The organism is Staphylococcus sp. HMSC62D11 (genome assembly GCF_001839145.1).
Taxonomy (GTDB): Bacteria; Bacillota; Bacilli; order Staphylococcales; family Staphylococcaceae; genus Staphylococcus; species Staphylococcus lugdunensis.
On sequence record NZ_KV840177.1, the window covers coordinates 240,282 to 265,664 of the forward strand.

Annotated in this window: 30 protein-coding genes; 17 read left to right on the top strand and 13 right to left on the bottom strand. The window is 31.8% G+C overall.

Features of this window, described 5'->3' with window-relative positions; translation table 11 throughout:
* Window positions 1-234: 234 nt before the first annotated feature.
* On the bottom strand, window positions 235-747 hold the full coding sequence (gene msrA, locus HMPREF3267_RS01985) for a peptide-methionine (S)-S-oxide reductase MsrA (RefSeq protein WP_002459185.1): 513 nt from the start codon (window positions 745-747) through the stop codon (window positions 235-237).
* A gap of 139 nt (window positions 748-886) precedes the next feature.
* On the opposite strand from msrA (HMPREF3267_RS01985), the gene HMPREF3267_RS01990 reads away from it, so the two are divergent.
* Window positions 887-1,867, top strand: a complete 981-nt coding sequence (locus tag HMPREF3267_RS01990) for an LCP family protein (RefSeq protein ID WP_062077600.1) — start codon at window positions 887-889, stop codon at window positions 1,865-1,867.
* A gap of 58 nt (window positions 1,868-1,925) precedes the next feature.
* On the opposite strand, the gene HMPREF3267_RS01995 is transcribed toward HMPREF3267_RS01990, so the two are convergent.
* Window positions 1,926-2,111, bottom strand: coding sequence for a 2-hydroxymuconate tautomerase (locus HMPREF3267_RS01995; RefSeq protein ID WP_002459183.1), 186 nt, complete (start codon window positions 2,109-2,111; stop codon window positions 1,926-1,928).
* Between the two features lie 152 nt (window positions 2,112-2,263).
* On the opposite strand from HMPREF3267_RS01995, the gene HMPREF3267_RS02000 reads away from it, so the two are divergent.
* Window positions 2,264-3,526 carry a Y-family DNA polymerase gene (locus HMPREF3267_RS02000; RefSeq protein ID WP_062077602.1) on the top strand — a complete coding sequence of 421 codons (1,263 nt, stop codon included), beginning with the start codon at window positions 2,264-2,266 and terminating at the stop codon, window positions 3,524-3,526.
* A gap of 115 nt (window positions 3,527-3,641) precedes the next feature.
* Here HMPREF3267_RS02000 and HMPREF3267_RS02005 read toward each other — a convergent pair whose 3' ends face one another.
* The 9 genes from HMPREF3267_RS02005 to HMPREF3267_RS02045 form a co-directional block, all read right to left on the bottom strand.
* Window positions 3,642-4,733 (bottom strand): prephenate dehydrogenase, encoded by a 1,092-nt coding sequence (locus tag HMPREF3267_RS02005; RefSeq protein WP_002459181.1) that lies wholly within the window; start codon window positions 4,731-4,733, stop codon window positions 3,642-3,644.
* A gap of 594 nt (window positions 4,734-5,327) precedes the next feature.
* Window positions 5,328-6,419, bottom strand: a complete 1,092-nt coding sequence (gene ulaG, locus HMPREF3267_RS02010) for an L-ascorbate 6-phosphate lactonase (protein ID WP_002459180.1) — start codon at window positions 6,417-6,419, stop codon at window positions 5,328-5,330.
* A gap of 73 nt (window positions 6,420-6,492) precedes the next feature.
* Window positions 6,493-8,169, bottom strand: a complete 1,677-nt coding sequence (locus HMPREF3267_RS02015) for a BglG family transcription antiterminator (RefSeq protein ID WP_002459179.1) — start codon at window positions 8,167-8,169, stop codon at window positions 6,493-6,495.
* Between the two features lie 32 nt (window positions 8,170-8,201).
* Entirely contained in the window at window positions 8,202-8,906 is a 705-nt protein-coding gene (locus HMPREF3267_RS02020; RefSeq protein WP_002459178.1) for an L-ribulose-5-phosphate 4-epimerase, read from the bottom strand.
* A gap of 1 nt (window position 8,907) precedes the next feature.
* Window positions 8,908-9,771 (bottom strand): L-ribulose-5-phosphate 3-epimerase, encoded by an 864-nt coding sequence (locus HMPREF3267_RS02025; RefSeq protein WP_002478230.1) that lies wholly within the window; start codon window positions 9,769-9,771, stop codon window positions 8,908-8,910.
* 4 nt (window positions 9,772-9,775) lie between these two features.
* Complete coding sequence (locus HMPREF3267_RS02030; RefSeq protein WP_002459176.1) at window positions 9,776-10,441, bottom strand: 3-keto-L-gulonate-6-phosphate decarboxylase UlaD; 666 nt, start codon at window positions 10,439-10,441, stop codon at window positions 9,776-9,778.
* A 48-nt stretch (window positions 10,442-10,489) separates the two neighbouring features.
* On the bottom strand, window positions 10,490-10,969 hold the full coding sequence (locus tag HMPREF3267_RS02035) for a PTS sugar transporter subunit IIA (RefSeq protein ID WP_002459175.1): 480 nt from the start codon (window positions 10,967-10,969) through the stop codon (window positions 10,490-10,492).
* Window positions 10,970-10,993: 24 nt separating this feature from the next.
* Window positions 10,994-11,275 (bottom strand): PTS sugar transporter subunit IIB, encoded by a 282-nt coding sequence (locus HMPREF3267_RS02040; protein WP_002459174.1) that lies wholly within the window; start codon window positions 11,273-11,275, stop codon window positions 10,994-10,996.
* Window positions 11,276-11,312: 37 nt separating this feature from the next.
* Window positions 11,313-12,758 (bottom strand): PTS ascorbate transporter subunit IIC, encoded by a 1,446-nt coding sequence (locus tag HMPREF3267_RS02045; RefSeq protein ID WP_002478227.1) that lies wholly within the window; start codon window positions 12,756-12,758, stop codon window positions 11,313-11,315.
* Window positions 12,759-13,602: 844 nt separating this feature from the next.
* Here HMPREF3267_RS02045 and HMPREF3267_RS12705 point away from each other — a divergent pair.
* A complete protein-coding gene (locus tag HMPREF3267_RS12705) occupies window positions 13,603-13,755 on the top strand; it encodes a peptidase M42 (protein ID WP_062077604.1) in 153 nt (50 codons plus the stop codon).
* Window positions 13,756-14,047: 292 nt separating this feature from the next.
* Here HMPREF3267_RS12705 and HMPREF3267_RS02060 read toward each other — a convergent pair whose 3' ends face one another.
* Window positions 14,048-14,449, bottom strand: coding sequence for a ribonuclease HI family protein (locus HMPREF3267_RS02060; protein ID WP_002492661.1), 402 nt, complete (start codon window positions 14,447-14,449; stop codon window positions 14,048-14,050).
* Between the two features lie 207 nt (window positions 14,450-14,656).
* Entirely contained in the window at window positions 14,657-15,361 is a 705-nt protein-coding gene (locus HMPREF3267_RS02065; RefSeq protein ID WP_002492666.1) for a queuosine precursor transporter, read from the bottom strand.
* A gap of 236 nt (window positions 15,362-15,597) precedes the next feature.
* Here HMPREF3267_RS02065 and HMPREF3267_RS12230 point away from each other — a divergent pair, with 236 nt between their 5' ends.
* From HMPREF3267_RS12230 to HMPREF3267_RS02130, 14 genes are all read left to right on the top strand, one after another.
* On the top strand, window positions 15,598-15,792 hold the full coding sequence (locus tag HMPREF3267_RS12230) for a zinc-finger domain-containing protein (protein ID WP_080606578.1): 195 nt from the start codon (window positions 15,598-15,600) through the stop codon (window positions 15,790-15,792).
* A gap of 10 nt (window positions 15,793-15,802) precedes the next feature.
* Entirely contained in the window at window positions 15,803-16,057 is a 255-nt protein-coding gene (locus HMPREF3267_RS02070) for a NifU N-terminal domain-containing protein (protein ID WP_002459167.1), read from the top strand.
* 232 nt (window positions 16,058-16,289) lie between these two features.
* Window positions 16,290-16,727, top strand: coding sequence for a bacilliredoxin BrxA (gene brxA, locus HMPREF3267_RS02075; RefSeq protein WP_062077608.1), 438 nt, complete (start codon window positions 16,290-16,292; stop codon window positions 16,725-16,727).
* Between the two features lie 193 nt (window positions 16,728-16,920).
* Complete coding sequence (locus tag HMPREF3267_RS02080) at window positions 16,921-17,877, top strand: thymidylate synthase (protein ID WP_002478224.1); 957 nt, start codon at window positions 16,921-16,923, stop codon at window positions 17,875-17,877.
* Window positions 17,878-17,917: 40 nt separating this feature from the next.
* The gene (locus HMPREF3267_RS02085; RefSeq protein WP_002459164.1) at window positions 17,918-18,403 is read left to right on the top strand and encodes a dihydrofolate reductase; all 486 of its coding nucleotides are present in this window, start codon (window positions 17,918-17,920) and stop codon (window positions 18,401-18,403) included.
* A 485-nt stretch (window positions 18,404-18,888) separates the two neighbouring features.
* Window positions 18,889-19,728 (top strand): DegV family protein, encoded by an 840-nt coding sequence (locus HMPREF3267_RS02090; RefSeq protein WP_002459163.1) that lies wholly within the window; start codon window positions 18,889-18,891, stop codon window positions 19,726-19,728.
* A 94-nt stretch (window positions 19,729-19,822) separates the two neighbouring features.
* The gene (gene msrA, locus HMPREF3267_RS02095; protein WP_062077609.1) at window positions 19,823-20,350 is read left to right on the top strand and encodes a peptide-methionine (S)-S-oxide reductase MsrA; all 528 of its coding nucleotides are present in this window, start codon (window positions 19,823-19,825) and stop codon (window positions 20,348-20,350) included.
* Window positions 20,343-20,771 carry a peptide-methionine (R)-S-oxide reductase MsrB gene (gene msrB / locus HMPREF3267_RS02100; RefSeq protein ID WP_002459161.1) on the top strand — a complete coding sequence of 143 codons (429 nt, stop codon included), beginning with the start codon at window positions 20,343-20,345 and terminating at the stop codon, window positions 20,769-20,771. Before msrA (HMPREF3267_RS02095) ends, msrB begins: the two co-directional genes overlap by 8 nt.
* A 12-nt stretch (window positions 20,772-20,783) precedes the next feature.
* The gene (locus tag HMPREF3267_RS02105) at window positions 20,784-21,284 is read left to right on the top strand and encodes a PTS sugar transporter subunit IIA (protein ID WP_002492789.1); all 501 of its coding nucleotides are present in this window, start codon (window positions 20,784-20,786) and stop codon (window positions 21,282-21,284) included.
* Window positions 21,284-21,505 carry a YozE family protein gene (locus HMPREF3267_RS02110; protein WP_002492786.1) on the top strand — a complete coding sequence of 74 codons (222 nt, stop codon included), beginning with the start codon at window positions 21,284-21,286 and terminating at the stop codon, window positions 21,503-21,505. Before HMPREF3267_RS02105 ends, HMPREF3267_RS02110 begins: the two co-directional genes overlap by 1 nt.
* Before the next feature lie 204 nt (window positions 21,506-21,709).
* Window positions 21,710-23,125: a S41 family peptidase gene (locus HMPREF3267_RS02115; protein ID WP_207754615.1), complete on the top strand. Its 1,416-nt coding sequence runs from the start codon at window positions 21,710-21,712 to the stop codon at window positions 23,123-23,125.
* 15 nt (window positions 23,126-23,140) lie between these two features.
* Window positions 23,141-23,644 carry a GNAT family N-acetyltransferase gene (locus tag HMPREF3267_RS02120; protein ID WP_002459157.1) on the top strand — a complete coding sequence of 168 codons (504 nt, stop codon included), beginning with the start codon at window positions 23,141-23,143 and terminating at the stop codon, window positions 23,642-23,644.
* Window positions 23,645-23,661: 17 nt separating this feature from the next.
* Complete coding sequence (locus HMPREF3267_RS02125; RefSeq protein WP_002459156.1) at window positions 23,662-24,735, top strand: undecaprenyldiphospho-muramoylpentapeptide beta-N-acetylglucosaminyltransferase; 1,074 nt, start codon at window positions 23,662-23,664, stop codon at window positions 24,733-24,735.
* A gap of 14 nt (window positions 24,736-24,749) precedes the next feature.
* Entirely contained in the window at window positions 24,750-25,373 is a 624-nt protein-coding gene (locus tag HMPREF3267_RS02130; RefSeq protein WP_002459155.1) for a phosphatase PAP2 family protein, read from the top strand.
* The last annotated feature ends 10 nt before the right edge of the window (window positions 25,374-25,383 follow it).

Sequence of the window (25,383 nt, forward strand, 5' to 3'; positions counted from 1 at the left end):
CACTTTCGTATAATTTAATAAACTTCACTAAACTTCACTAAACTAAATTAACGAGGTACCTTATGTATAAAGCGATAACATGACGCAACATATGCCATTTAGTATTAATACTTTCAAACGATATCTCTCATCATATTAATGATATTATTGAAACGATACTCGAAGAAAAGATTTTGGGATTTTAATTTTAATCTATTTTATCTATATCACAGATTGATTTTAGATAAAGTAACATTAATGTAAATCTGCTTGATAATTAGCACGATCTTGTTGTTCTTTGGCATAGCGCTCAGGATTCTTTTTATAAAAGTCTTGGTGATATTCCTCTGCTTTATAAAAAGTTGAAGCAGGTAAAATCTTTGTGGCAATAGCTTTGTCAGAATATATGGTATGTTGTAATTGCTGAATGTAGTTTTCGGCAATTTTCTTTTGATCATCGTTCGTATAAAAAATAGCTGTTTTATACTGGGAACCTCTATCTTGAAACTGGCCTGCATCATCTAATGGATCAATCACTGAAAAGAAAATTTCAAGTAGTTTATGATATGAAAAAAGTGCAACATCGTATTCAATTTTAACTGTTTCATAATGACCTGTTGTACCTTTTTTAACATCTTCATAAGTTGGATTGTCAGTCGTTCCTCCCATATAGCCTGATGTTACTTTTTCAATACCTTCAAAAGTATCGAAAGGCTTTGTCATACACCAAAAGCAACCTCCGGCAAAATATGCGGTATTTATATTCATTTATACCATCCTCTCATTAGACCTTAGTACCATTTTTTCATAAATATCTTGATTTTTTTAGCTATTTTCTATAACTTTAATGTATATTATAATACATAGATAGCGTATTTTGAAGAAATTAAAATTAAGGTAGGTAGCCATGGCAGAAGAGAAGGAACAAACCAAATACAGAAGAAGTAATGGGACTACTACTTCAACTAAAAAAACTAAAAAACGTATAAAAAAATTACCCATCGCAATATTAATTGTTTTGATTTTACTTGTGAGCTTGATTGTCTATATTACAGTGAGCTATCAAAATGGAATTAAATATGCTGAAGAACATGCAAAGGATGTTAAAATTCATAAATTTAATGGCCCTATAAAAAATGATGGGAAAATTTCAGTGTTAGTGCTAGGTGCAGATAAAGCACAGTCTGGAAAATCTAGAACAGATTCTATGATGATTGTACAATACGATTATTTACACAAAAAAATGAAAATGATGTCTGTGATGCGTGATATTTATGCAGATATTCCTGGATATAATAGCTATAAGCTTAATGCAGCTTATACATTAGGTGGTCCAGAGTTATTAAGACAAACTTTGAATAAGAATTTAGGAATTAATCCTGAATATTATGCAGTTATTGATTTTACAGGTTTTGAGAAAATGATTGATGAGTTAGCGCCTAATGGGGTGCCTATAGATGTTGAAAAAGATATGTCCAAAAATATTGGCGTGTCATTAAAAAAAGGACACCATCGACTTAATGGTAAAGAGCTATTAGGATATGCTAGATTCCGTCATGATGCTGAAGGTGATTTTGGTCGTGTACGTCGTCAACAGCAAGTGATGCAAACATTAAAGCAAGAATTAGTAACACCTAGCACAGTTTTTAAATTGCCACGTGTTGCAGGTATTTTAAGAGGTTATATTAACACAGATATGCCCGATTCAGCGATTTTCCAAACAGGTATAAGTTTTGGTATTCGTGGAGATAAAGATGTACAGTCTCTGACTATACCAGTGAAAAATTCATACCAAAATATCAATACGAATAATGATGGAAGTGCCTTAGATATTGATAAACAAAAAAATAAAGAAGCTATCAAGCAGTTTTTAGATGATGATAACTAAGTATAGTAAAAACGCCAACTACGCATGTAGCTGGCGTTTTTATCGATTTTAAAGGGTTTTATTGATCAGATTTTCTTATTCCGCCTACACCATAATGATTTTTCTTCATTTCTTCAATAATCACATGAATTGCATCACGATTAGCGCCTGTTGTTTTTTCTACTGCATTAGTGACTTCTGATACTAATGCTTTCAATTGTTCATCAGAGCGACCTTCTATTAATTTTACATTTATGATTGGCATAAATAGCGCCTCCTTTAAAATTTAAGTCTATTTTAGTATAGCATGAAACCTTTATGTTTAGAACAATATTTTATAGAACATTTGTTCTTATAAGTATTGAAAAAGAACATTTGTTCGTATATAATTAAAATATCTACAGGGAGGTAGTGGGAATGTATGATTACAATTTATTAGACGATAGGGATGTCTTATGTATTGATCAAAAAAGCTTTTTTGCAAGTGTTTCATGTATAGAGAAAGGTTTAAATCCAAAAACAACAAAGTTAGCAGTAGTAGCAGATACTAAACGACAAGGCTCAGTGGTACTTGCAGCAACACCAAAATTAAAAGAATTAGGTATTAAAACAGGTTCAAGACTATTCGAAATTCCACATCGTAATGACATTTATATTATTAATCCTAGTATGAGGAAGTATTTAAACGTATCTATAGCTATTTCAAAAATAGCATTACGTTATGTTCCAGCTGAAGATTTACATCAATACAGTATTGATGAATTTTTTATGGATGTAACAGATAGTTATTATCGCTTTAATTCTACTGTTACTGCTTTTTGTGAACGCTTAAAAAAGGAAATATATGAAGAAACAGGAATTATGTGTACAGTAGGTATTGGCTCAAATATGCTGTTAAGTAAAGTAGCAATGGATACTGAAGCTAAACATACTATAAATGGTATAGCAGAATGGCGTTATCATGATGTTCCGAATAAATTATGGAATATACAACCTTTGAGAGAATTTTGGGGAATTAATAAACGGACAGAAGTTAAATTAAATAAACGTGGGATTTTTACTGTGGGAGATTTAGCAAAATACCCACATAACCAATTAAAGAAAGCATTTGGAATATTAGGTACTGATTTACATTTACATGCGAATGGAATAGATCAAAGTAAGTTACGAGATAAGCATCATATTACAAATCCTTCAATTTGTAAGAGCCAAATTTTAATGCGAGATTACACCTTTGAGGAATCTAAAGTAGTTATGCAAGAATTAATAGAAGATGTGGCAAGCAGGGTGAGAGCGCGAAAACAAATGGCAAGAACGATTCACTTTTCATTTGGCTATAGCAAAGGTGGTGGCGTGCATAAGCAATATACACTTGAAGATCCTACTAACTTAGAAAAAGAAATATTTAAAGTAGTAAACTACTATGCTAATCATTTATGCGATAAAAAAGTATTATACCGTACATTAAGTGTATCTTTAACACAACTTGTACCTGAAGATCAACGGCAATTGAATTTATTTTTTGATGAATACGAACGTAAACGAGATGAAAAATTAGCTAAAACGATTGATAATTTACACATGAAATATGGTAAAGGCATTGTATCTAAAGCTATATCTTATACTGATTCAGGTACTAAGCACGGACGTTTAGGATTAATGGCAGGACATAAGATGTAATAATTACATTGGGAGTGGGACAGAATTCATGGTGAATTCGTAGTCTCGCCCCGGCAAGGTTGACTAGGATTGAAAAAATGGTACCAGCGTATTTTCAATCCAATCAACTACTGACTTATGGTACATAGGTATCAAATTCATGCAAAGCTTTAATACCTTTATCACGATCTTCGGGTGTTTTAAAACTGATTTGAAGTGCACCAAGAATATCTTCACGGACTTCTAAAATTTTTAAGTTGCTTATAGAAATGTTATGTAAACTTAGAATATAAGTAACTTGGTTAATCATACCCGGTTTATCCGGAATATCTACAAATAGATCATACGCTGTATTTAATGCGCCTTGTTGTTTAAGGGGTAAAGCATCACGATATGTTTTAGCGTTAGCAAAAAACGCTTGAATTTCTTCGATTTTATCGTTTTGAATTATTGAAGATAATGCTACTAATTGTTGTTGCATATCTTGTATTAAGTTTAGAATGGCTGTTTTATTACTAATTGTAATATCGCGCCACATTTCTGCATTACTACTAGCTATGCGAGTAATATCGCGAAAACCACCAGCAGCAAGTTGTTTAACTAATTTATGTTTTGTAGATTGATTTGCATTTAAATGCACCAAACTAGCTGCAATAATATGGGGTACATGGCTAACAGCTGCAGTGACAATATCATGTTCTTTTGCTGTTGTTTCAATAAATTTAGCTGAAGTAGAGCTAAATAATTGTTTCAAATATTGAGCAGCATCGCGATTTTTAGTTGAATTATAAACGAGAACGTAATATGCATTTTCAAATAAATGCTTTTTAGCATTTAACACCCCAGACTTATGACTACCGGCCATTGGATGGCCACCTACAAGGTGTATATTATGATGCAATAGTCGATTTTCAAATTCTAAAACGTTTGTTTTTGTACTCCCAGTATCAGTAACAATTAGGTTAGCCTGAGTGTTAAATAGATGTAATTGAGCTAAATAACGAATCGTTTGTTGAACAGGCGTTGCAAAAATTAAAACATCTGCTTGTTCAACGGCAATGCGATAATCGGTTATTTTAGTATCAATAATACCCATAGAATATGCTTTTTCTAACTGAGAAATATCTGAATCATATGCAGAGATATGAAGATTACTGTGATAATACTTTAAATTACTTGCCAAGCTACCGCCAATTAAGCCTAGTCCAATAAAAACAATATTGTGCATTAAGAATCACCTTATTCAAAATTTTCAGAATAAAAACATTGTAAAGTAGATGGAGTAATTAATCAAATATAATTAGGGGAGTAAAAGGTATAGTAATCTGTAATTTAAAAAAGGGATATATGCGTGACTGAAAATACTTTAGAAACAATCCAGACACTAATTGAAATTGGTAGTCCAACAAGAAATGCGACAGAAGCAATATCATTAACAGTTAGTTTATTCGACACGGATAATTAATAAAGCTGCATTACTTATAATAGTAAAAGGGAGAACTGTGAAATTCAAACTGAATCAGGAGAAATCTTTATAGGAATAATATATTTTACATGAAACAAATGTTCATGTTTATAAAGACAGCAATAAACAGTCTCTATAGACGATAAACATATGGAAGTGCGCATTGGTGAGAGAACACAATCAGCATAAGAAACTAGAGATTTAGGTATAGAAGTGGGGGATGTATGAGTTTTGATTCAAGGACAAAAATTACAAAATTAGAGTTTATTAAAGCGTGCCAGCAAAATTTCAGGTTTTGCCGACACGCTGTGATAACCGTTTGATAAGTGTTTTTTTATTTATTGCTTTCTAATTCAATTATAATAATGCTTTAAATTGAATATTTGAAGGTTGTTCAAAAGCATCATCAAAACCGCGTGGGTGATGGTATTCTATTTTATCTTTGTCTTCTGGATAAGTATATTTACCACCAACTTCCCATATGAAAGGATGGAATTGATACTGTAAGCGATCTTTGCGCATTTTCCAGAGTTCTATAATTTCATTTGTAGATGCCATGAAATTAGACCAAATATCATAATGTACTGGAATAATTACTTTCGCATTTAAGTTTTCTGCCATACGTAAAAGATCAATCGATGTCATTTTATCTTGAATACCTACAGGATTGTCACCATAGTTATTGAGTACAACATCTATTTTGAAGTCTTTACCGTGCTTGGCAAAGTAATTTGAAAAATGTGAGTCAGCACCATGGTAAATCGTACCACCTGGAGTTTCAAATACATAATTGACTGATTTTCGAGCCATTTCTTCGTCAGTTACTGGAAGTCCTTTTAAATTGTTGTCATTTTCTTCGCTGCCTTCAACTGGCAATGTAACAAGACAAGTTCTATCGAATGATTCTACCGCTGTTACTTTTACATCTTTAAATTCGAAGCTTTCACCTGGCTTTATTGTGATAATACGATCTTCTGAAACACCCCATTCTTTCCAGATGCGGGCACATTCATGCGGCCCCACAAATTTAACATGGTTTAATTTTGGATTGTTGAAGATTGCCGCAGCTGTATTAATATCAATATGATCACTATGGTAATGAGAAACTAGGTAATAATCTAATTCGTTTATCGCAAATGGATCAATAACCATTGGCTGTACACGAAGATTTGGTTGTAGTTTACGAACGCCTGCCATATTGGCCATTTGATGTCCTCGAACCATATCTTTAACTTTTTTAGTAGATTTGCCTCTGTTTGACCATAAGTCCATAACGATATTTGCACCTTCTGGCGTTTTGATCCAGATACCACAATTGCCTAACCACCACATTGCAAAATTACCTTCATTAACAACTTCATTTTCTATTTCTTCATTAAGCCAAGTTCCCCATTCTGGAAAGGTAGATAGAATCCATGACTCTCTTGTAATATCTTTAACATTTTTCATTATTGAATCTCCTTATATCATTATTGTTATTTAAGTATTTCAATGAATCTACTTTCTTTATGCAAATGAAATTTTAAAAATTTTTAGTTTCTAAAGTTTGGATTAATTCTTTGAGAAATAACTTTTCGATTTGATTTCGTAAGTTATATTGTTCACTTTCATCTCTAATATAATGTTTCAATATTAAATCTAGTTGATTAGAAAAATTATAAAAATTTATTTCATTACTTGAATATCTATAAGAAACGATACGTATAATATCTTCATTTGTGAGAATTGGATTAACAAATATTACGGGAATATCCGTTTCGATAGCATCACTTGTAGAAATGATAATATCTGAATTTAAAATTTCTTTAACACTATCGAATTCTTCTAAAGTAAATACAGTATCAATATATGCATTAGATATATAGGACTGGCATTGTTTTAAGAAGAATTTTCTCATGCCAATACCTTCATCGCATATAAGTGTAATTTTTTTAACTGGTATTTCACTATTTGGATTATTGTGAATTGCACCACCAAGATGTATGGCTATATAAGCTATGTCATCATCAGTCATGTGTATTAGCCAAGCTTCTTCAAGTAATGTAATACAACGCTTTGTAACCATGAATAGATAGTTGAACTTTTCTTTAATATTATTTGTAAATTGTGTATCTGAAGGAATATTGTAAGTCTTTTGATAAAGTAAAGATTTACAGTGTGTTAGAAGTTGATTCAACAACATATTTCGTTTTGAAATATTTATATTATATTCATGCTCAAAAAGCGATAAAAATAATTCTAAAGTCTCACGCATATCATCATAATCATTACTAACATTATGAATATCACTATCTTTACGCAATGATAAAAGTAAAAGGGCTATAATATTTTTTGCCATTTGATCAAAAGAAACATTAAATTCAGACTCTAAAGAGGATACAAGCTTTTCAGACACTTTATATTCAATGCGCTCTTGAACAAGTATGAAATCTTTTCTTATCAATTCATAATTGTAAGCATTAATCCCACTGTTATAAGAAACCATTAACAAATAGGGTAGTATTTGTAACATAAACTCACTATCTTTTCGATTAAGTATTTTACCTAAATCATTACTTATTTCTTTTAATAAGGTCTTTAAAAAATCCGTTTTTTCTAATGAGTGATAGTGACTAAAGCTTGTATTAGATAAAAGTTTCTCATGAATCAAAGATTTAAAAGCTTCAGATGATGATTTATGAATTTCATGCAGTATTTTATATATAAATTGAATTTTAGATAACAGATGGCATTCAATATAATATCCTCCAAACTTTTTTACACGTAGATGAATATTAAATTGTTCAAATTCTATAAGTTCTCGAATATTATTGAGATCATTTAGAATCGTATTATGTGAGACATCAACAAGTTCCATAAGTTTGTTGATTGTAATGAATTCATTTGAGATACAAATATATATGATGATTAGCCATTGGCGTTCTTCTATGCTCATAACATATTGCGTTGTATCAGATTTACTTAATAATTCTATACAGGCGCGTTTTTGATCATCGTTTAATAAAATACCAATATGTGGGTAGTTTATTATTTTCTTTGTATCGTCTGGTAATGACTGATTTATTTTTTTAAGGTGATAGTATACTTTACGTCTAGATTGACAAAGATTTTTTGAGATTTCAGTAATTGTTTCTGGTTGTTCAATTTGAATTAAGTAGTCTAGTAGAGTATGACTTGTTTTATCTAAGCTGAGTATCATAAACTATCACCTTTTTATTTAGTATTTTAATGTTATTGCTGACCGTAATAAGCGTTAGTGCCATGTTTTCTTAAATAGTGTTTATCCATAATATAACTTGGTGCATTTTCCACACACGGATTAATTTGTTTCGTATATCTGTTCATCTTGGCGACTTCTTCAAGGACAACAGAATGATAGATAGCTTGTGAAGCATTTTTACCCCATGTAAACGGACCATGATTACTAACGATAACACCAGGAATAGACGTTGGATCAAGTTTTCGTTCTTTAAAAGTTTCGACAATGACTTTTCCTGTTTCTTTTTCATAGGCATCTTCAACTTCATTATATGTCAATGAACGTGTACATGGTATAGGACCATGAAAATAATCTGCATGAGTTGTACCTAAGAATGGAATGTCTAATCCTGATTGTGCCCATCCAACTGCTTCTGTAGAATGTGTGTGTACAATCCCGCCAATTTCTGGCCATGCCTTATATAATTCAAGATGTGTTTGAAGATCAGAAGAAGGGTTAAATGATCCTTCTAATACGTTTCCTTCAAGATCTGTGACGACCATATTTTCCGGTGTGAGTTTTTCATAATCTACGCCAGAAGGCTTAATGACCACAATTCCTAAATCACGATTGATTTCTGATACATTGCCCCAGGTGAATTTAACAAGTTTGTATTTAGGAAGTTCTATGTTTCCATGATATACGTTCTGACGCATTTGTGTTAATGTTTCTGACATACTATTTTAACCCCACTTTCTCAATTAATGGATAAAGAAAAGATTGTGCAGTTTTTATAGCGTAACGTGTTTCTTCAACAGTATCATAATTTTCTGACCACATTTCAATCAGGAATGGGCCATTATAATGAATATCCTTTAATATTTTAAAAAACTTTTCCCATTCTACACAACCTTCTCCAAATGGTACATCTCTGAATTGTCCATTTGAATCTTCTGTTACTGCGTATGTGTCTTTTAAGTGTATAGAGGCAATAGATTGTCTCCCTTTATAAAATTCATCTAAAAGGTTATTGTTCCATGCAGATATATTACCTATGTCTGGATAGACGTATAGAAAAGGGGAATTAATTTCTTTTTCAATGGCAAGATATTTTTTAATTGAATTAATGTATGGATCATCCATTGTTTCGATTGAAAGAATGACTTGAGCTTCTTCTGCCCACGTACAAGCTTGTCGAAGATTCTTTATAAATCGTTTGTGAGTATCTATGGATTTTTCTTCATAATAAACATCATAACCAGCTAATTGAATATTTCGCACACCGATATCTTGCGCAAATTCTATACATTTTTTCATTAATTCCATAGATTTTTCTTCAGTATTAAAATCATTTGACCCCATTGGGAAACGCCTATGACCACTGAAAGTAATCGTAGGTATACGTATGCCTGTTTCGAAAATAGCTTTTACAAGTTCTAGTCTTTGTTCTTTAGACCAGTCTAATCTTGCTAAACGAGTATCTGATTCGTCAATAGATAGTTCGACAAAATCAAAACCGAGTTCTTTAGCGAATTTAAGTTTTTCTATCCACGTATAATGTTTTGGCAATGCTTTTTCATAAATACCAATTGGACGAGACATAATCTTACCCCCAAATACGCTTGATTTCATCTTTAAATTCACGTGCAGCAGATAGTGGGTCTTCAGCTTCTGTAAGACTACGACCAGCAATAAATGTATAAACATCTATACCTTTAAAAAGTTTAAGTGTTTCTACAGATAAACCACCCGTAACAGATACACGGAAGCCCATATCGATTAATTTTTTCACTTTTGAAAGATCTTTTTCCCCCCAACTTTCGCCATCTAATAGAGCATCGCGCGACTGATGATATATTGCTTGTTCAATACCAATATCGAGCCACTTTTGAGCTTCTTCAAAAGTCCAATCTCCATATAATTCAACTTGTATTTCTCCTTGATCACCTCGTTCTTCTTTAATAGCTTTAAGTGCAGCTTTCATTGTTGGTATAGTTGCTGAGCATATACATGTCATCCAGTCAGCTCCTTTTTTGGCGTTGTTTAAAGCTACTGTTCCGCCAGCATCTGCACATTTAGTGTCAGCGACAATTGTTTTATTAGGAAATAGTTTACTTAGTATTTCTACTAGTTCACTTCCTACCTGTAAAAGACAAACTGTTCCAGCCTCAATGATATCAACTTCATTTCCAACGAGTGAAGCAGCTTTAACCGCATCAGACATTGTTGAATGATCTAATGCTACTTGCAATTTAGGTAATTTCTTTGTCATTTCTTTTCCTACTTTCTAATTAAATTTAATATTATTTATAAATAAATTTTAAAATTTAATTCCTTCAAGATAAGGGCTATCTTTAGTTTCTTCAATTATAGAAAGGACTTCATCTTTAGTTTGACAATCATTTAAACGTCTAATTGCATCTTTTAAATCAAAAAGTGCAACAATTTGAGGTATAGCAATTGAATTATGAATTTTCGAGCTCGTTGCAGCCAATGTAAGAAGAATACTGACTTCTTTTCCGTCTGAGAACTTTACGGGTTCGTTAAGAATAATTAATGAGAATGCATCTCTTATTACACCTGCTTCAGGACGAGCATGGGGCATAGCCATTCCAGGAGTTAATATATAATATGGACCATAATGTTCCGTCGATTCAATAATTGCATCGTAATATTCAGGTTTAACAGCACCACTATCGATGAGTGGTTGTACAGATAACTTAACAGCTTCTTTCCAATCTTTCGCAGTCAAACCTAACTGAATTGAATCGTTATCAATCAAAGCTTGTTTTAAATTCATAAGTATTGTGCTCCTAACTAAAAATTATTTTAAAGCTTCTTTTAATTTAGTTTTAATTTCATTGTCATCCATTAAGTTGTCTAAGCCTATGAGTTTGCATTTTGTATAGTCTTTCATCTCTGCAATTAAATGGTTAGAAACGATGACTATATCATAATTACTAGCAATTCCTTTAGCTTCTCCTACTGAGCAAGATGCAGATTCAACATTTAATACATTTAATTCTCTTAATGCGTTTTCAACTTTCATTTTGATAACCATTGATGAACCCATTCCGTTTCCACATGCTGTAAGTACTTTAATCATAAAAATTCCTCCTAAATATAATTAATTATTGTTTTTGTTATTGATGAATCCCTGAATAATAAGCTTCTTTATTTTTAGCGCGTCTAAACTGTAATTGAGGGATAAGTAAAAAGAATGCACAAACCAAAATATAACCAGCAATACCTAAATATTTAAACATATAAGCAAATGGTACCCATGGAATGTCTAAATCGATATTTCCATGATATCCACCTGAAAGGCTAAGTAATAATACTGCTAAAGCGCCGAATGTAACTTGTATTATTCCTGAAATAAATGACAATATTATTGCTGCTCTCCAACCACCACGTTTATCTGCGTATACAGCAATAGCTGCGTTATCGAAGAATACAGGTACAAACCCCGTAATAATAAGTACTGGGTTTTTGAATACGATTAATAAGACAATCATAATGACTTGTCCAATTAAACCACTCACGAAACCAAACAGTACAGCATTTGGAGAACCAAAACCAAATGAAGCTGCTACGTCTACTGCTGGGAATGAACCAGGAAGTAATTTGTTAGAAATACCTTGGAATGCATTTGTTAATTCTCCAACGAACATTCTTACACCTTGCATTAACATAAATAAGTAAACAGAGAACGTGAATGCCGTTTGAATAACGAACATAAAGAATGATTGTTTTTCTGGCACGTATAAAGTACCACTTGTGATGACTTTAGCATTTGATAAAATATCTGGACCTAAGATGAATAAAATGGTTCCAAAGAAAACTAACATTAAAGTAGCTGATGCAACTACTGTGTCATGAAAAATACTTAGAAATTTTGGCAATTTTAAGTTATCTAAATTTTTATCTTTGTTACCCAATTTTGATGCGACTTTGTCTGTAAACCAAATCGCAAATTGTTGTTGGTGACCAATCGCAAATCCACCATTGTTTGTTAAACGTTGTGTAGGTTCAACAGTTAAATTTGAACTTACTGCCCAATATAATCCGCATATTGTACCAATACCAAACGTAGCAAGTAATGGACTTTCACGGAATGTTGGAATCAGTAAAATCATTACCGTAATTGTTGCAGCTTGTTGTACCATAATATGTCCAGTAATAAACAACGTTCTGACTTTCGTGATTTTGCGTAATGCTACTAAAAAGATATTCACAAAAAATCCTACTAAAAGTGCAGATGTCGCAATACCTACAAATTCTGGAAAGTTATTAGCGATTTTGTCATTTGCTGCAGTTAATCCAAAATAAGGGTCGATAACAGCAGCACCAATACTGAATTTGTAATTAAGAGCTGCCAGAATAGGCCGAAATGTTGTGACTAATCCGCCAGCAGCAATATCTAAAATCATGTAGCCTACAGTTGCTTTTACAGCTCCAGCAAAAACAGCATAGTACGGTTTTTTAAGTAAAGCGTAACCGAGCATTACTAACAAACCAACAAAGAAAGCTGGTTTTTGTAAGATATTCTGCGAAAACCAATTTAAGATTATTGGTATATATTCCATATTTATAACCTCCGTAGTATTAAACCTATAATGCATTGATTTACAAGAATTATTATATAAATGAATCCGCTTACATGTAAGACCAATTTGTACACACAAGAGTGTACAAATATAGTTTTTTAATATTTAATTGTTTTGTTAAAGGTATAAATAAAAATATCGCATGAAATTTATAATTAAACATGACATTTGATTTTTGAATTATGAACACTAATTTTATATATATTTTTAGTATGACTTATTTATAACAAAACATTCTTTACTTTATTCCTTAACAAGTGTTAGTTGACCAAGTTAATAATTCTTTGGTTTTTACCTATATAAATTAAAAAATATCAATAACATTAATCCTAAAATAACCAAATAAGTAAGTGAGTTAGGTTGTATAATAAATCGGACGGATGGGGAATTTTTATAACTTTTAAGAGGGTTCATGCTAGATACAACTTCATATATCAAAGCGCACGCTGAACAGTTAGCTTATCCGACACAGATAACTAATAAAGGTGCATTACTTTAGAAGGCGAGCACAATGTGAAGCAAAGCTATATATATGAACATGTAGATACAATAGCTTGAATGGTTAAAGAAATTAAGGAAGATAGCCGTTTGAACATTGATTTTATTAGTGGATTTAACTTAATAGAAGATGAGAAATGTGAAATTTAAACTGAATCAGGAGGCACATTTACAGGAACAATATGTATACATGAAACAAGTGTTCATGTTTATAAAGACAGCAATAAACGTTCTAAAGATGATAAATATATGGAAGTGCGCATTGATAAGAGGACATAATCAGCACAATAAACTAGAGATTTATGTATAGAAGTGGGGGAACTTTATGAGTTTTGATTCAAGGACACAAATTCCAAAAACGGGGTTTATTAAATCAAGACATCTGAATGATAAGTCAAGTGTAACGATGATTATTGGGTTACTCAAAAAATTAAAACACAATGATGCTACAACATATAACACAATTTTACATTTTTAATAATGAAGCAATAGGCTATGATGCTAATGCTTCAATCTCAGAATATATGATTGAAGTATAGGGCCTTAGAAATGGGGATAATGGGTGATGGTCAATCGCTGGATGAGTAGATAGTTTTAATCAGTGCAGAAGATATCTCTGGCTCATATCATAAAGTGCTTAAAAAGCATTTAGCAAAATTATGTGAAACCAATCATATTCTACTTTAAAATAGATATTTATCCTTATTACGCATCTGACGCATCGGTATTATTGAAGTCGGCTGCCTATATTAAACACGGCTTATTCTAGATCAATCTTTATTTTTAATATATTGGTAAAGCGCTTGTTTAGCATGATGATTTGCTTCTTTATTTTGTTCTCGAGGAATCCATTTGACAAATAATAAATCAAAACTAGGTTCTAATATTTTGACTTGGTCCAAATACGGTTTAAATTTTATATTTTTTACATTATCTTTTAACATAGCATCTTCGATAAGTTTAGAATCTGTATATAATAAAGCATTTGTCACATTAAGCTCACGTGCATATTCTAGAGCGCGAATAAAAGCTGCCCATTCTGCACTATGATTATCTAAAAGGCCGATATAATGCGTATAAATATGATGATTGTTATCGTCTTTTATAATAATGGCGCAACAGCTTTCACCGGGATTACCATTGGTTGCAGCATCAAAAAATATTTTAGCCATTGAAACAACACCTGCAATACTTTAAATTTATAATACAAATTTATTTTAAGAAATAACTTTGTTTATAGCAATTGAAAATTTATAGATGATATAGAAAAAGAGCGGAATAAAGTCATATGTGACCTCATATTCCGCTCATGTCTATAACTGTTAGGTATAATCAACAAGTTAGTTTATTTAAGTGTAGTCAATAATATTAAATGAATATTAGTAATCTTTATCTAGGTTAGCTATTTTACCTTTACGATACATGGATTTAGCAATGTAACCAAAAGGTACGTTTAGTATTGTAGATAAAAGTTTTAATAGGTACGTAGTAATAAAAATTTCAAACACGGCCATACCAGGTAATGTGCCTATAAATGCGATAGCCACGAATAGTGCAGTATCTATAATTGAGCTTAAAGCTGTACTACCATAAGCACGAATAATAAATGTTTTATCCGAACTGAATATCTTTTTAATCATACTAAAAATAAACACATCAACATGTTGACCAATAATATAAGCTATGATAGAACCTAGTGCGATTCTTGGTATAAGATTGAAAATCGTTTCCATGCCACTTTGCGCAATGTCTTCAGGTGCTGGAATGAAATGCAATGACATTTGCATAACAATAATCATAATTAAAGTTGAAGAAAACCCGAGCCAAACTGCTCTTTTAGCTATCTTTCGACCATAAATATCATTTAGTATGTCAGTTGCTAGATAAATCGAAGCAAACATGACATTACCAAGAGTTGCTGAGATGCCAAAAATATGAATTGTTTTTATGACCTGGATATTGGCAATGATTGTACCTATAGCAATCCAAACAATAAGGCCTTGTTTGCCAAAAGCTCGAAACATAAGTACCATTAAAATAAAAGTAACTAAAAAACTTGCTGCCCCAAATATCTCATTAAACATAGAAATCCTCCTAAATTTTGATAATGCGGGTGTTTAGAAACCGCTAAAAACAACTTATACATTTTACTTCAAAAAATTCGAATATGCAATTTAAATATAACCACATTTATAACGAATAATAAGTAAAAGCTCGTGGTAATGAGAAATAGAATAATTCAAAATTATAATAAATTAAGCTATAATGTTAACATGTATTTAAAATTAGGTGCTATTAAGCCTAAAATGACTTAAAAGGAGTGTCTGATATACTTACACATTCCGAGCAGAATGCAATTCATAAGATAGATGATTTAATGAACACGTATTGTGAACATTGTTTGTTGAAATCACATATAAGAAAGACAGAAGGTAAGACCCAAGCGCATCATTTTTGCATTAATGAATGTTCAGTGGGTAAGCAAATTAAACAAATTGGAAATGAACTGCAATAGGAGGTAAATTATGCAAATTGAAGCAATTAGCGAAACACCGAATCAAAATACAATAAAAATTACGCTGTCAGAAAAAAGAAGTGATAATAAATCAGATACTTACACGCATGCTGCAGATGGACAACCTGAATTTATTAATCGCTTATTTGATATAGAAGGTGTAACCTCTATCTTTTATGTGATGGATTTTATTTCAGTCGACAAGGAAAATGATAAAGATTGGGATGAATTAATTCCTAAAATCCAAGAAAAGTTTAATGCATAAAAGTACCGGTTAAAAATTGATTTATAATATGTCTGACGACGTACTGTTATATCTAATTAAGTTGCTGTTTAATAAATTAGAAGTATTAAAGTCATAGGCTGATCGTTAGTATATGAAGTTAAATTATAAATTAAGATGACAATTTTATATATTCAAAACGGAGCTGAAGGGTTACCTTTGTTTTGAAATAAATTGTAATGTTGAAAGAAGAAAACTATGAGGGGGAAATATCATGAATCCATATGAACAATATATGCGGGAGCTTGCACAACAAATGAAAGCTGAACTTACAGAAAATGGATTTGAAAGTTTAGAAACAAGTGATGCAGTTTCACAATATATGAATCAAGTTGGGGAAAACGATACTACTTTTGTAGTAATCAATTCTACATGTGGTTGTGCAGCTGGTTTAGCACGTCCAGCGGCGGTAGCAGTAGCAGATCAAAATGATAAAAAGCCAACACACAAGATAACTGTTTTTGCTGGTCAGGATAAAGAAGCTACACAAACTATGAGAGCGTATATTCAACAAGTACCGTCAAGCCCATCTTACGCCTTGTTTAAAGGAACTGAATTAAAACATTTTATTCCTCGTGAACATATCGAAGGACGAGATATTCAAGATATTTGCATGGATATTAAAGATGCTTTTGATGAGTATTGCAACTAAAATCTACAGTCTAAGTTGAAGTGAAATAAACTTCAATTTAGACTTTTTTAAATAAATATAAAAATGTGCGTAATCATTCTAATATTGTACTATTTCTCACTTAGCGCTGGAGATTTTCTTTTTAGTCTTTTAAGTTTTCTAGTATAATAAAACTAATATTTAACACATTTTATTTAAGAAAGGAGATTAAATAATGTTAAATCCATTTGATGCTGCATATCATGACTTATGTGAAGATATATTAGCTATCGGTAAAAATAAAGATGATCGTACGCAAACAGGAACAGTTTCCAAGTTTGGACATCAGTTGCGCTTTGATTTAACCAAAGGATTCCCATTGCTAACAACAAAAAAAGTGTCTTTTAAATTGGTGGCTACAGAGTTACTGTGGTTTATTAAAGGTGATACGAATATTAGATATTTATTACAACACAATAATAATATCTGGAATGAATGGGCTTTTGAAAAATATATTAAATCCTCTGATTATCATGGGCCAGATATGACTAATTTTGGTCATCGCTCATTGGTTGATGATCATTTCAAAGCACAATATAAAGAAGAAATGACACGATTTAAAGAAAATATTCTCACCGATGATGCATTTGCTAGAAAATATGGAGATTTAGGAAATGTATACGGAAAACAATGGCGCGATTGGGTGGACCAATACGGCAATCACTTTGATCAGTTAAAGACGGTCATTGAACAGATAAAAACCCATCCTAACTCTAGACGTCATATTGTTTCAGCTTGGAATCCTGCAGAAGTTGATACAATGGCTTTACCACCATGTCATACTATGTTTCAATTTTATGTACAAAATGGCAAATTAAGTTGTCAATTATATCAGCGAAGTGCTGATATCTTTTTAGGTGTACCTTTTAACATAGCAAGTTATGCTTTATTGACCCATTTGGTGGCGAAAGAATGTGATTTAGAAGTTGGTGAATTTATCCATACATTTGGCGATGCACATATTTATTCTAATCATATAGATGCAGTTCATACACAACTGAGTCGCAGTAGTTTTGAACCACCAACCATTCGTATTAATACGGATAAATCTATTTTTGATATTAGTTATGAGGATATCGAATTGATAAATTATCAATCACATGCAGCGATTAAAGCGCCTATAGCTGTTTGATAAACAAGCATTTAACAACTAATAGTAAAGGAGTGCAATTATGACATTATCAATATTAGTAGCACATGATCAACAACGCGTGATTGGCTATAATAACGATTTACCATGGCATTTACCTAATGATTTAAAGCATGTGAAAAAATTGTCAACAGGCAATACGTTAGTCATGGGTAGAGGAACTTTTGAATCCATTGGTAAACCTCTACCTAATCGACGTAATGTTGTATTAACACATAATCAAAATTTTCAACATGATGGTGTTGATGTTATCCATTCTATTGATGAAATATATAATTTGCCAGGTCATGTATTTATTTTTGGTGGGCAAAGTCTTTTCGACAAAATGATTGATAAAGTAGATGATATGTATATTACTGTGTTAGAAGGGAAATTTAAAGGTGATACGTTCTTTCCGCCATATACTTTTGAAGAGTGGGAAGTTGCATCTTCAGAAGAAGGTGTTTTGGATGAAAAGAATACAATTCCTCATACTTTTTTACATTTAGTTAGACGTAAGAAAAATTAGAGCTAATGGCGTGGAGCCCCAATTCACAGCTCGCAAAGCTTGATGAAATGCTTTTTAGTATTTTCTCTATGCTGAAGGCATAAAGTCGATCGCTCGCTAAATATAATTTTAGAATTCAGTTTGACTTAAGCTATAAACGTCATTAATGCGTATTTGTAATATAAATCAGTTGTACTTTATAAATAATGTTAGTATGATGCTAACTAAAGTAACAACGTGAGTGTTATGTTTAAATAATTAATCCTAAGTAATAAAGATGCAAATTTGGGTTAGATTTTGTGTCACAAACATGAATAATTAGTTAAATGTTTAAAATAAATAAAAAGTGCAATAGTGAAAAATGTACTTTTGTCAGCTTATAATAACTAACAAATAGACTTTAAAATACGTAATATGCTATTCTCCATTGAAGTTATTAATGACTGAAACGTAAAGTTATAGTCTAAAATTATACGAAATATATCATTTTTTGGGGGAAGGACTTTATGAAACAACAGGTTATTGTTACCGACTCAACTTCAGATTTAACACATCAATACTTAGCAGAGCATCAAATCCATGTTGTACCGCTCAATTTAACGATTGATGGTAAATCATACGTAGACCAGGTTGATATTTCGTCGGAAGAATATATAAACAGAATTGAAGATGAGGCTGATGTTAAAACGAGCCAACCTTCTATTGGAAAATTTATCAATAAATATGAAGAATTGGGTCAACAAGGTGTTCAAATTATTAGTATACACATGTCATCTGGATTAAGTGGTACGTATCAAACAGCAGTTCAGGCCAGCCATATGGTTGAGGCTGATGTTACAGTTATTGATTCAAAATCTATTTCATTTGGTTTAGGTTATCAAATAAAATATTTATCTGAAATTATTAATAAAGGTTATAGCACTGATGAAATTGTTCAAAAAGTGAAAGATATGCAACAAAATATTAAATTATTTGTTGTTATTGGGCAGTTGAATCAACTAATTAGAGGCGGTAGAATTAGTAAAACGAAGGGCTTAATTGGTAATATTATGAAAATTAAACCAGTTGGTACGTTAGTAGATGGCAGCCTTGAAATTGTGCATAATTCAAGAACGCAAAATGCGAGTATTAAATTTTTAAAAAAAGAAATCGCAGAATTTGTTGAAAATCACAAAATAAAGTCCATTGGTATTGCACATGCTAATGTTATTGAATTTGTTGATAAAGTAAAACATCAATTTACAGAGTCATTTGACTTTGAAAATTATGATGTTAATGTAACAACACCTGTAGTTTCAACACACACAGGCCAAGGTGCTATAGGCTTGGTTGTTTTGAGAGACTAAGTGGAATATTCTGAGTTAAAACATAAATCGTAAATGTAAATTATTAATAGCTAAAAATTAGCGTGAATTATGAGATAATTAAGGAGGCAATGATATGGCATATGCAACGTTGGCTGGTGGTTGTTTTTGGTGTATGGTAAAACCTTTCACCTCATATCCTGGTATTGAAGATGTTGTTTCTGGATACAGTGGAGGGCATATTGAAAACCCTACTTATGAACAAGTTTGTACTAATCAAACAGGCCATAGAGAAGCCGTACAAATCACGTATAATCCTGATATTACATCTTTTGAGAACATATTAGATGTCTATTTTAAAACCTTTGATCCCACTGATAATAAAGGCCAATTTTTTGATCGAGGCGAAAGCTATGAACCAGCAATTTTTTATCATGATATAGCACAGAAAAAAGCTGCTGAATTAAAAATTCAACAATTAAATGAACAAGGCATCTTTAAAAAACCAGTGATTACACCAATTATTGAATACAAAAACTTTTATCCTGCCGAAACATATCACCAAGATTACTATAAAAAGAATCCACAGCATTACGAACGGTATCAACAAGGTTCGGGACGTAAAGGTTTTATAGAATCACATTGGGGAGGACATAATGATTAAAAAGAGTAAAGATGACTTAAACGAAATGGAATATCTTGTTACACAAGAAAATGGAACAGAGCCTCCTTTTGAAAATGAATACTGGAATCATTTTGAAAAAGGGATTTATGTTGATAAAATTTCTGGGCAACCACTTTTTACATCAGAAGAAAAATTTGAATCGAGTTGTGGTTGGCCGAGCTTTTCAAAAGCTTTGAATGATGATGAAATTGTGGAATTAGTTGATAAAACATTTGGTATGGTGAGAACTGAAGTACGTTCAGAACAAGCTAATAGTCATTTAGGGCATGTTTTTAATGATGGTCCTAAAGATCAAGGTGGATTAAGATATTGTATCAATTCTGCAGCCATTCAATTTATTCCATATGACAAATTACAAGAGTTAGGCTATGGGGATTTAATCCCTCATTTTGAAAAATAGGAGTGACCTAAAATGTTTAAAAAGCTATTTGGTAAAGGCAAAGAAGTTAATAAAAATATTGAAATTTATGCACCATTAACTGGTGAATACGTAAAAATTGAGGATATTCCAGATCCTGTATTTGCACAAAAAATGATGGGTGAAGGCTTTGGTATTAATCCAACTGAAGGCGAAGTGGTTTCTCCAATCGAAGGGAAGGTTGATAACGTATTCCCAACAAAACACGCAATCGGATTAAAAGCGGATAATGGTTTAGAACTATTAGTCCACATTGGTTTAGATACAGTTCAGCTAGATGGAGAGGGCTTTGAAGTATTAGTAAATAGCGGTGACACTGTTCAAGTTGGAGATCCTTTAGTGAAATTTAACTTAGAGTATATTAGCAATAATGCTAAGTCTGTAATATCTCCAGTTATTATTACAAATACTGATCAAACAAGCGCTATCAATATCAATGATGTCAACGCTATTGTCAAAGGTGAAACAAAAGTAGTTGATGTGACAATGAAATAATGAAAGATTATTCATTCTATCATTTTGCCTTAACAGCACGTGGACGTAAAGGTGACAAAGGAAAATTAGCTGAACAAATTTTTAATGATTTATCATTTCCAAAGCATGAAAATGATTTTAATAAACTATCAGAATATATAGAAACGCAAAGTGAATTTACGATTCCAATGTATGTGTTTGACGATTTATATGAAGAATACTCTGAGTGGCTAAAATTTTAATCTAAATTTCTATAATATTTAATTATAGAGGTTGAGACGCATCGTATTTTTATGCTCCCAACCTCTACTTTTTTATTTGCGTTTATTGACGAGAAACGACATACTGATAATATCCAAAAAGCCTTAAGAAGGTCATGAGGGAATAGTTACATAGAGGGAAGTGTTAAAGTGAGTCAAGAAACTGAACATCAACAAATCGACGAAATGGATGAGCATAAAAGTGTGAAATTCAGATTTTGGAAATTTGTAGTACTACAACTCGTTATAATTTTAGCTACGATAGCAATTACAGTTTGCATTACTTTAGCTATCAGTCATAAAGTGAGTGGGCTCACAAAAGATGAGCGACAAGCGATGAATAAAATTCAATTTGTATATAAGACATTAAACAATGATTATTATAAAAAACAAAGTCCTAATAAATTAACTGAAGCTGCAATTGACGGTATGGTCAAAGAGTTGAAAGATCCATATTCTGAATATATGACTAAAGAAAAAACAGAGTCATTTAATGAGGGAGTTTCTGGTGATTTTGTTGGTATCGGTGCTGAAATGCAGCAAAAAAACAATCAGATTATGGTAACAAGTCCAATGAAATCATCTCCGGCTGAGAAAGCAGGTTTACGACCTAAAGATATAGTAACTAAAGTTAATGGTAAATCTGTTGAAAAGCAAAGATTAGATCAAGTAGTGAAAATGGTTAGAGGTAAAAGAGGCACAACTGTAACTTTAACGATCAAACGCGGTTCTGAAGAAAAAGACATAAAAATTAAACGAGATAAAATTCATGTTAAGAGTGTGGAATATAAGAAAAAAGGACAAATTGGAGTTATTACCATAAATCGCTTCCAAGAAAACACTTCTGGAGAATTAAAATCAGCAATTTTAGATGCACATAAACAAGGTGTACACAATGTCATATTGGATTTACGAAATAATCCAGGTGGCTTATTAGATGAAGCCGTGAAAATGGCGAATATTTTTATAGATAAAGGTAAACCCGTAGTTAAATTAGAAAAAGGAAATGACAAAGAAACAATCGATACTTCAAATGACTCATTAAAAGAAGCGAAAGATATGAAATTTTCGATTTTAGTGAATGAAGGTTCGGCAAGTGCATCTGAAGTATTTACTGGCGCATTAAAAGATTATGGTATAGCTAAGGTATATGGTTCAAAAACATTTGGTAAAGGGATTGTTCAAACAACAAAAGAATTTAAAGATGGTTCTTTACTAAAATATACACAAATGAAGTGGTTAACACCTAAGGACCATTATATTCATGGTAAAGGTATTCAACCAGATATCAAATTAGATACGCCTAAATACCAATCATTAAATGTCATTCCGAATGATACAAGCTATCATAAAGGAGACAATAATAAACATGTGAAAGCTATGAAGATTGGTCTAACAGCATTAGGATATAAAGTAGATAATGAATCTAAAGACTTTGACGACAACTTAGAACAAGCAATTAAAGCATTTCAACAAGATAATAACTTAACTGTAAATGGACAATTTGATAAGGAAACAAATGATAAGTTCACAGTACAATTGGTTGAAAAAGCAAATAAAGAAGACAAAGTTCTAAATGAACTTTTAAAAAAATTAAAATAAAGAGGTGTTCTTAACATGATTAGATTAGCAATTAAGAATGATTTGCCATACATTGAAGCATTAGTAGAAACTGCCAAAGAAATAATGAAAGAATTTAATAATAATCAATGGGATGACAAATATCCTGCGCGAGAACACTTTGAAGAAGATATTGCGAATCAAACATTATATGTACTAGAGGACAATGATGAAATCCAAGGCTTTATTGTTGTCGACCAACAACAATCAGAATGGTATGATAAACTTGACTGGCCAGTTAAACGGGAAGGCGCATATGTTATTCATCGCTTAGCTGGAAATCCTGAATATAAAGGTGCTGCAACTGAATTATTTAAATTTGCTGTTAATTTAGCAACAGATCACGGTATACATGTTATTTTGACAGATACATTTGCATTGAATAAACCTGCACAAGGTTTATTTGAAAAATTTGGTTTTACAAAAGTTGGAGAAGCTGAAATCGACTATCATCCATTTGATAGAGGTGCGCCATTTTATGCCTATTATAAAAACATTTAAGAATAGAGGTTATAATTATGACTAAAATTGCATTTACAGGAGGCGGAACAGTGGGTCATGTATCAGTAAACTTAAGTTTGATACCCACTGCGTTAAATCATGGATATAGTGCATTTTATATTGGTTCAAAAGCAGGAATTGAGAAAGAAATGATAGAATCTCAATTACCTGATATTGAATACCATGCTATTTCAAGTGGTAAATTACGTCGCTATATTTCTGTTGAAAATGCTAAAGATATTTTTAAAGTGGTAAAGGGAATATGGGATGCTCGCCGCATACTTAAAAAAGAAAAACCTGATTTGTTGTTTTCTAAAGGCGGATTTGTCTCAGTTCCAGTGGTTATTGCTGCTCGTACTTTAAACATACCCACTATTATTCATGAGTCTGATTTAACACCAGGATTAGCGAATAAAATTAGTCTAAAATTTGCGAAAAAGATTTATACAACATTTGAAGATACACTGAACTACTTACCAAAATCAAAGGCTGATTTTATTGGTGCAACCATACGTGAAGATTTAAAGCATGGTCATGCTTCAAGAGGGTATGAATTAACTCAATTTGATAAAGATAAAAAAGTCTTATTAGTAATGGGAGGTAGTCTAGGAAGTAAAAAATTAAATAGTGTTATTCGTGAAAATTTAGAGGCACTGCTCGAAGATTACCAAATTATCCATCTAACAGGTAAAGGACTTATTGATGGCTCGATTCAAAAAGAAGGTTACATACAATATGAATTTGTGAAAGAAGAATTGACGGATCTGTTAGCTATTACAGATACTGTAGTTAGTCGAGCTGGATCAAATGCAATATACGAATTTTTAACGCTGCGACTGCCAATGTTATTAATTCCTTTAGGTTTAGACCAATCACGTGGTGACCAGATTGATAATGCAAAATATTTCGAATCAAAAGGTTACGGGCGTGTCGTTTTAGAAGAAGAACTATCATCAACTAAGCTATTAGAGCAGCTAGGAGATATTGAAGCATCACGAGATAGTATAATGAATCATATGTCAGACTATCAAGAAAGTTATACCAAAGAAGATTTATTAAATAAAATCATCGATGATGCACTCAGTCATTAAGAGGGGGAAATTTTGTGAACCGCACGAAGCGCATTTCATTGCTCATTATTTTTACATTAGTGTTTGGAATAATAGCTTTCTTTCATGAGTCTCGTTTGGGAAAGTGGATTGATAATGAGGTTTACGAATTTATTTATGCTTCAGAAAGTTTTATCACGACATCTATATTATTAGGTGCAACCAAAATTGGTGAAGTGTGGGCCATGTTGTCACTTTCTCTAATGCTGATTGCCTATCTCATGCTTAAACGTTGTAAAATAGAAGCACTCTTTTTTGTACTAGTTATGGGACTATCAAGTATACTCAATCCGGTGTTAAAAAATATATTTGACCGTGAAAGACCAACTTTATTGCGATTAATTGATATCACTGGATTTAGTTTTCCAAGTGGACATGCTATGGGTTCGACCGCATTCTTTGGAAGCGTGATGTTTATTATTAACCGTAAAATGTCTGGCGCTGATAAAGGTATTATTATTGGCTTATGTGCATTAATGATTTTGATGGTATCCATCTCTAGAGTTTATTTAGGAGTTCATTATCCTACAGATATTGTTGCCGGTATCATTGGTGGGGTATTTTGTATTGTTTTATCAACGCTAATTTTAAGAAAAAAACTCTATAACATTACAAATTAAAAAATCAATG

Coding starts and splice junctions, on each gene's coding strand:
- msrA (WP_002459185.1), bottom strand. CDS start 747: ATGAATATAAATACCGCATATTTTGCCGGAGGTTGCTTTTGGTGTATG.
- HMPREF3267_RS01990 (WP_062077600.1), top strand. CDS start 887: ATGGCAGAAGAGAAGGAACAAACCAAATACAGAAGAAGTAATGGGACT.
- HMPREF3267_RS01995 (WP_002459183.1), bottom strand. CDS start 2,111: ATGCCAATCATAAATGTAAAATTAATAGAAGGTCGCTCTGATGAACAA.
- HMPREF3267_RS02000 (WP_062077602.1), top strand. CDS start 2,264: ATGTATGATTACAATTTATTAGACGATAGGGATGTCTTATGTATTGAT.
- HMPREF3267_RS02005 (WP_002459181.1), bottom strand. CDS start 4,733: ATGCACAATATTGTTTTTATTGGACTAGGCTTAATTGGCGGTAGCTTG.
- ulaG (WP_002459180.1), bottom strand. CDS start 6,419: ATGAAAAATGTTAAAGATATTACAAGAGAGTCATGGATTCTATCTACC.
- HMPREF3267_RS02015 (WP_002459179.1), bottom strand. CDS start 8,169: ATGATACTCAGCTTAGATAAAACAAGTCATACTCTACTAGACTACTTA.
- HMPREF3267_RS02020 (WP_002459178.1), bottom strand. CDS start 8,906: ATGTCAGAAACATTAACACAAATGCGTCAGAACGTATATCATGGAAAC.
- HMPREF3267_RS02025 (WP_002478230.1), bottom strand. CDS start 9,771: ATGTCTCGTCCAATTGGTATTTATGAAAAAGCATTGCCAAAACATTAT.
- HMPREF3267_RS02030 (WP_002459176.1), bottom strand. CDS start 10,441: ATGACAAAGAAATTACCTAAATTGCAAGTAGCATTAGATCATTCAACA.
- HMPREF3267_RS02035 (WP_002459175.1), bottom strand. CDS start 10,969: ATGAATTTAAAACAAGCTTTGATTGATAACGATTCAATTCAGTTAGGT.
- HMPREF3267_RS02040 (WP_002459174.1), bottom strand. CDS start 11,275: ATGATTAAAGTACTTACAGCATGTGGAAACGGAATGGGTTCATCAATG.
- HMPREF3267_RS02045 (WP_002478227.1), bottom strand. CDS start 12,758: ATGGAATATATACCAATAATCTTAAATTGGTTTTCGCAGAATATCTTA.
- HMPREF3267_RS12705 (WP_062077604.1), top strand. CDS start 13,603: ATGAGTTTTGATTCAAGGACACAAATTCCAAAAACGGGGTTTATTAAA.
- HMPREF3267_RS02060 (WP_002492661.1), bottom strand. CDS start 14,449: ATGGCTAAAATATTTTTTGATGCTGCAACCAATGGTAATCCCGGTGAA.
- HMPREF3267_RS02065 (WP_002492666.1), bottom strand. CDS start 15,361: ATGTTTAATGAGATATTTGGGGCAGCAAGTTTTTTAGTTACTTTTATT.
- HMPREF3267_RS02070 (WP_002459167.1), top strand. CDS start 15,803: ATGCAAATTGAAGCAATTAGCGAAACACCGAATCAAAATACAATAAAA.
- brxA (WP_062077608.1), top strand. CDS start 16,290: ATGAATCCATATGAACAATATATGCGGGAGCTTGCACAACAAATGAAA.
- HMPREF3267_RS02080 (WP_002478224.1), top strand. CDS start 16,921: ATGTTAAATCCATTTGATGCTGCATATCATGACTTATGTGAAGATATA.
- HMPREF3267_RS02085 (WP_002459164.1), top strand. CDS start 17,918: ATGACATTATCAATATTAGTAGCACATGATCAACAACGCGTGATTGGC.
- HMPREF3267_RS02090 (WP_002459163.1), top strand. CDS start 18,889: ATGAAACAACAGGTTATTGTTACCGACTCAACTTCAGATTTAACACAT.
- msrA (WP_062077609.1), top strand. CDS start 19,823: ATGGCATATGCAACGTTGGCTGGTGGTTGTTTTTGGTGTATGGTAAAA.
- msrB (WP_002459161.1), top strand. CDS start 20,343: ATGATTAAAAAGAGTAAAGATGACTTAAACGAAATGGAATATCTTGTT.
- HMPREF3267_RS02105 (WP_002492789.1), top strand. CDS start 20,784: ATGTTTAAAAAGCTATTTGGTAAAGGCAAAGAAGTTAATAAAAATATT.
- HMPREF3267_RS02110 (WP_002492786.1), top strand. CDS start 21,284: ATGAAAGATTATTCATTCTATCATTTTGCCTTAACAGCACGTGGACGT.
- HMPREF3267_RS02115 (WP_207754615.1), top strand. CDS start 21,710: ATGGATGAGCATAAAAGTGTGAAATTCAGATTTTGGAAATTTGTAGTA.
- HMPREF3267_RS02120 (WP_002459157.1), top strand. CDS start 23,141: ATGATTAGATTAGCAATTAAGAATGATTTGCCATACATTGAAGCATTA.
- HMPREF3267_RS02125 (WP_002459156.1), top strand. CDS start 23,662: ATGACTAAAATTGCATTTACAGGAGGCGGAACAGTGGGTCATGTATCA.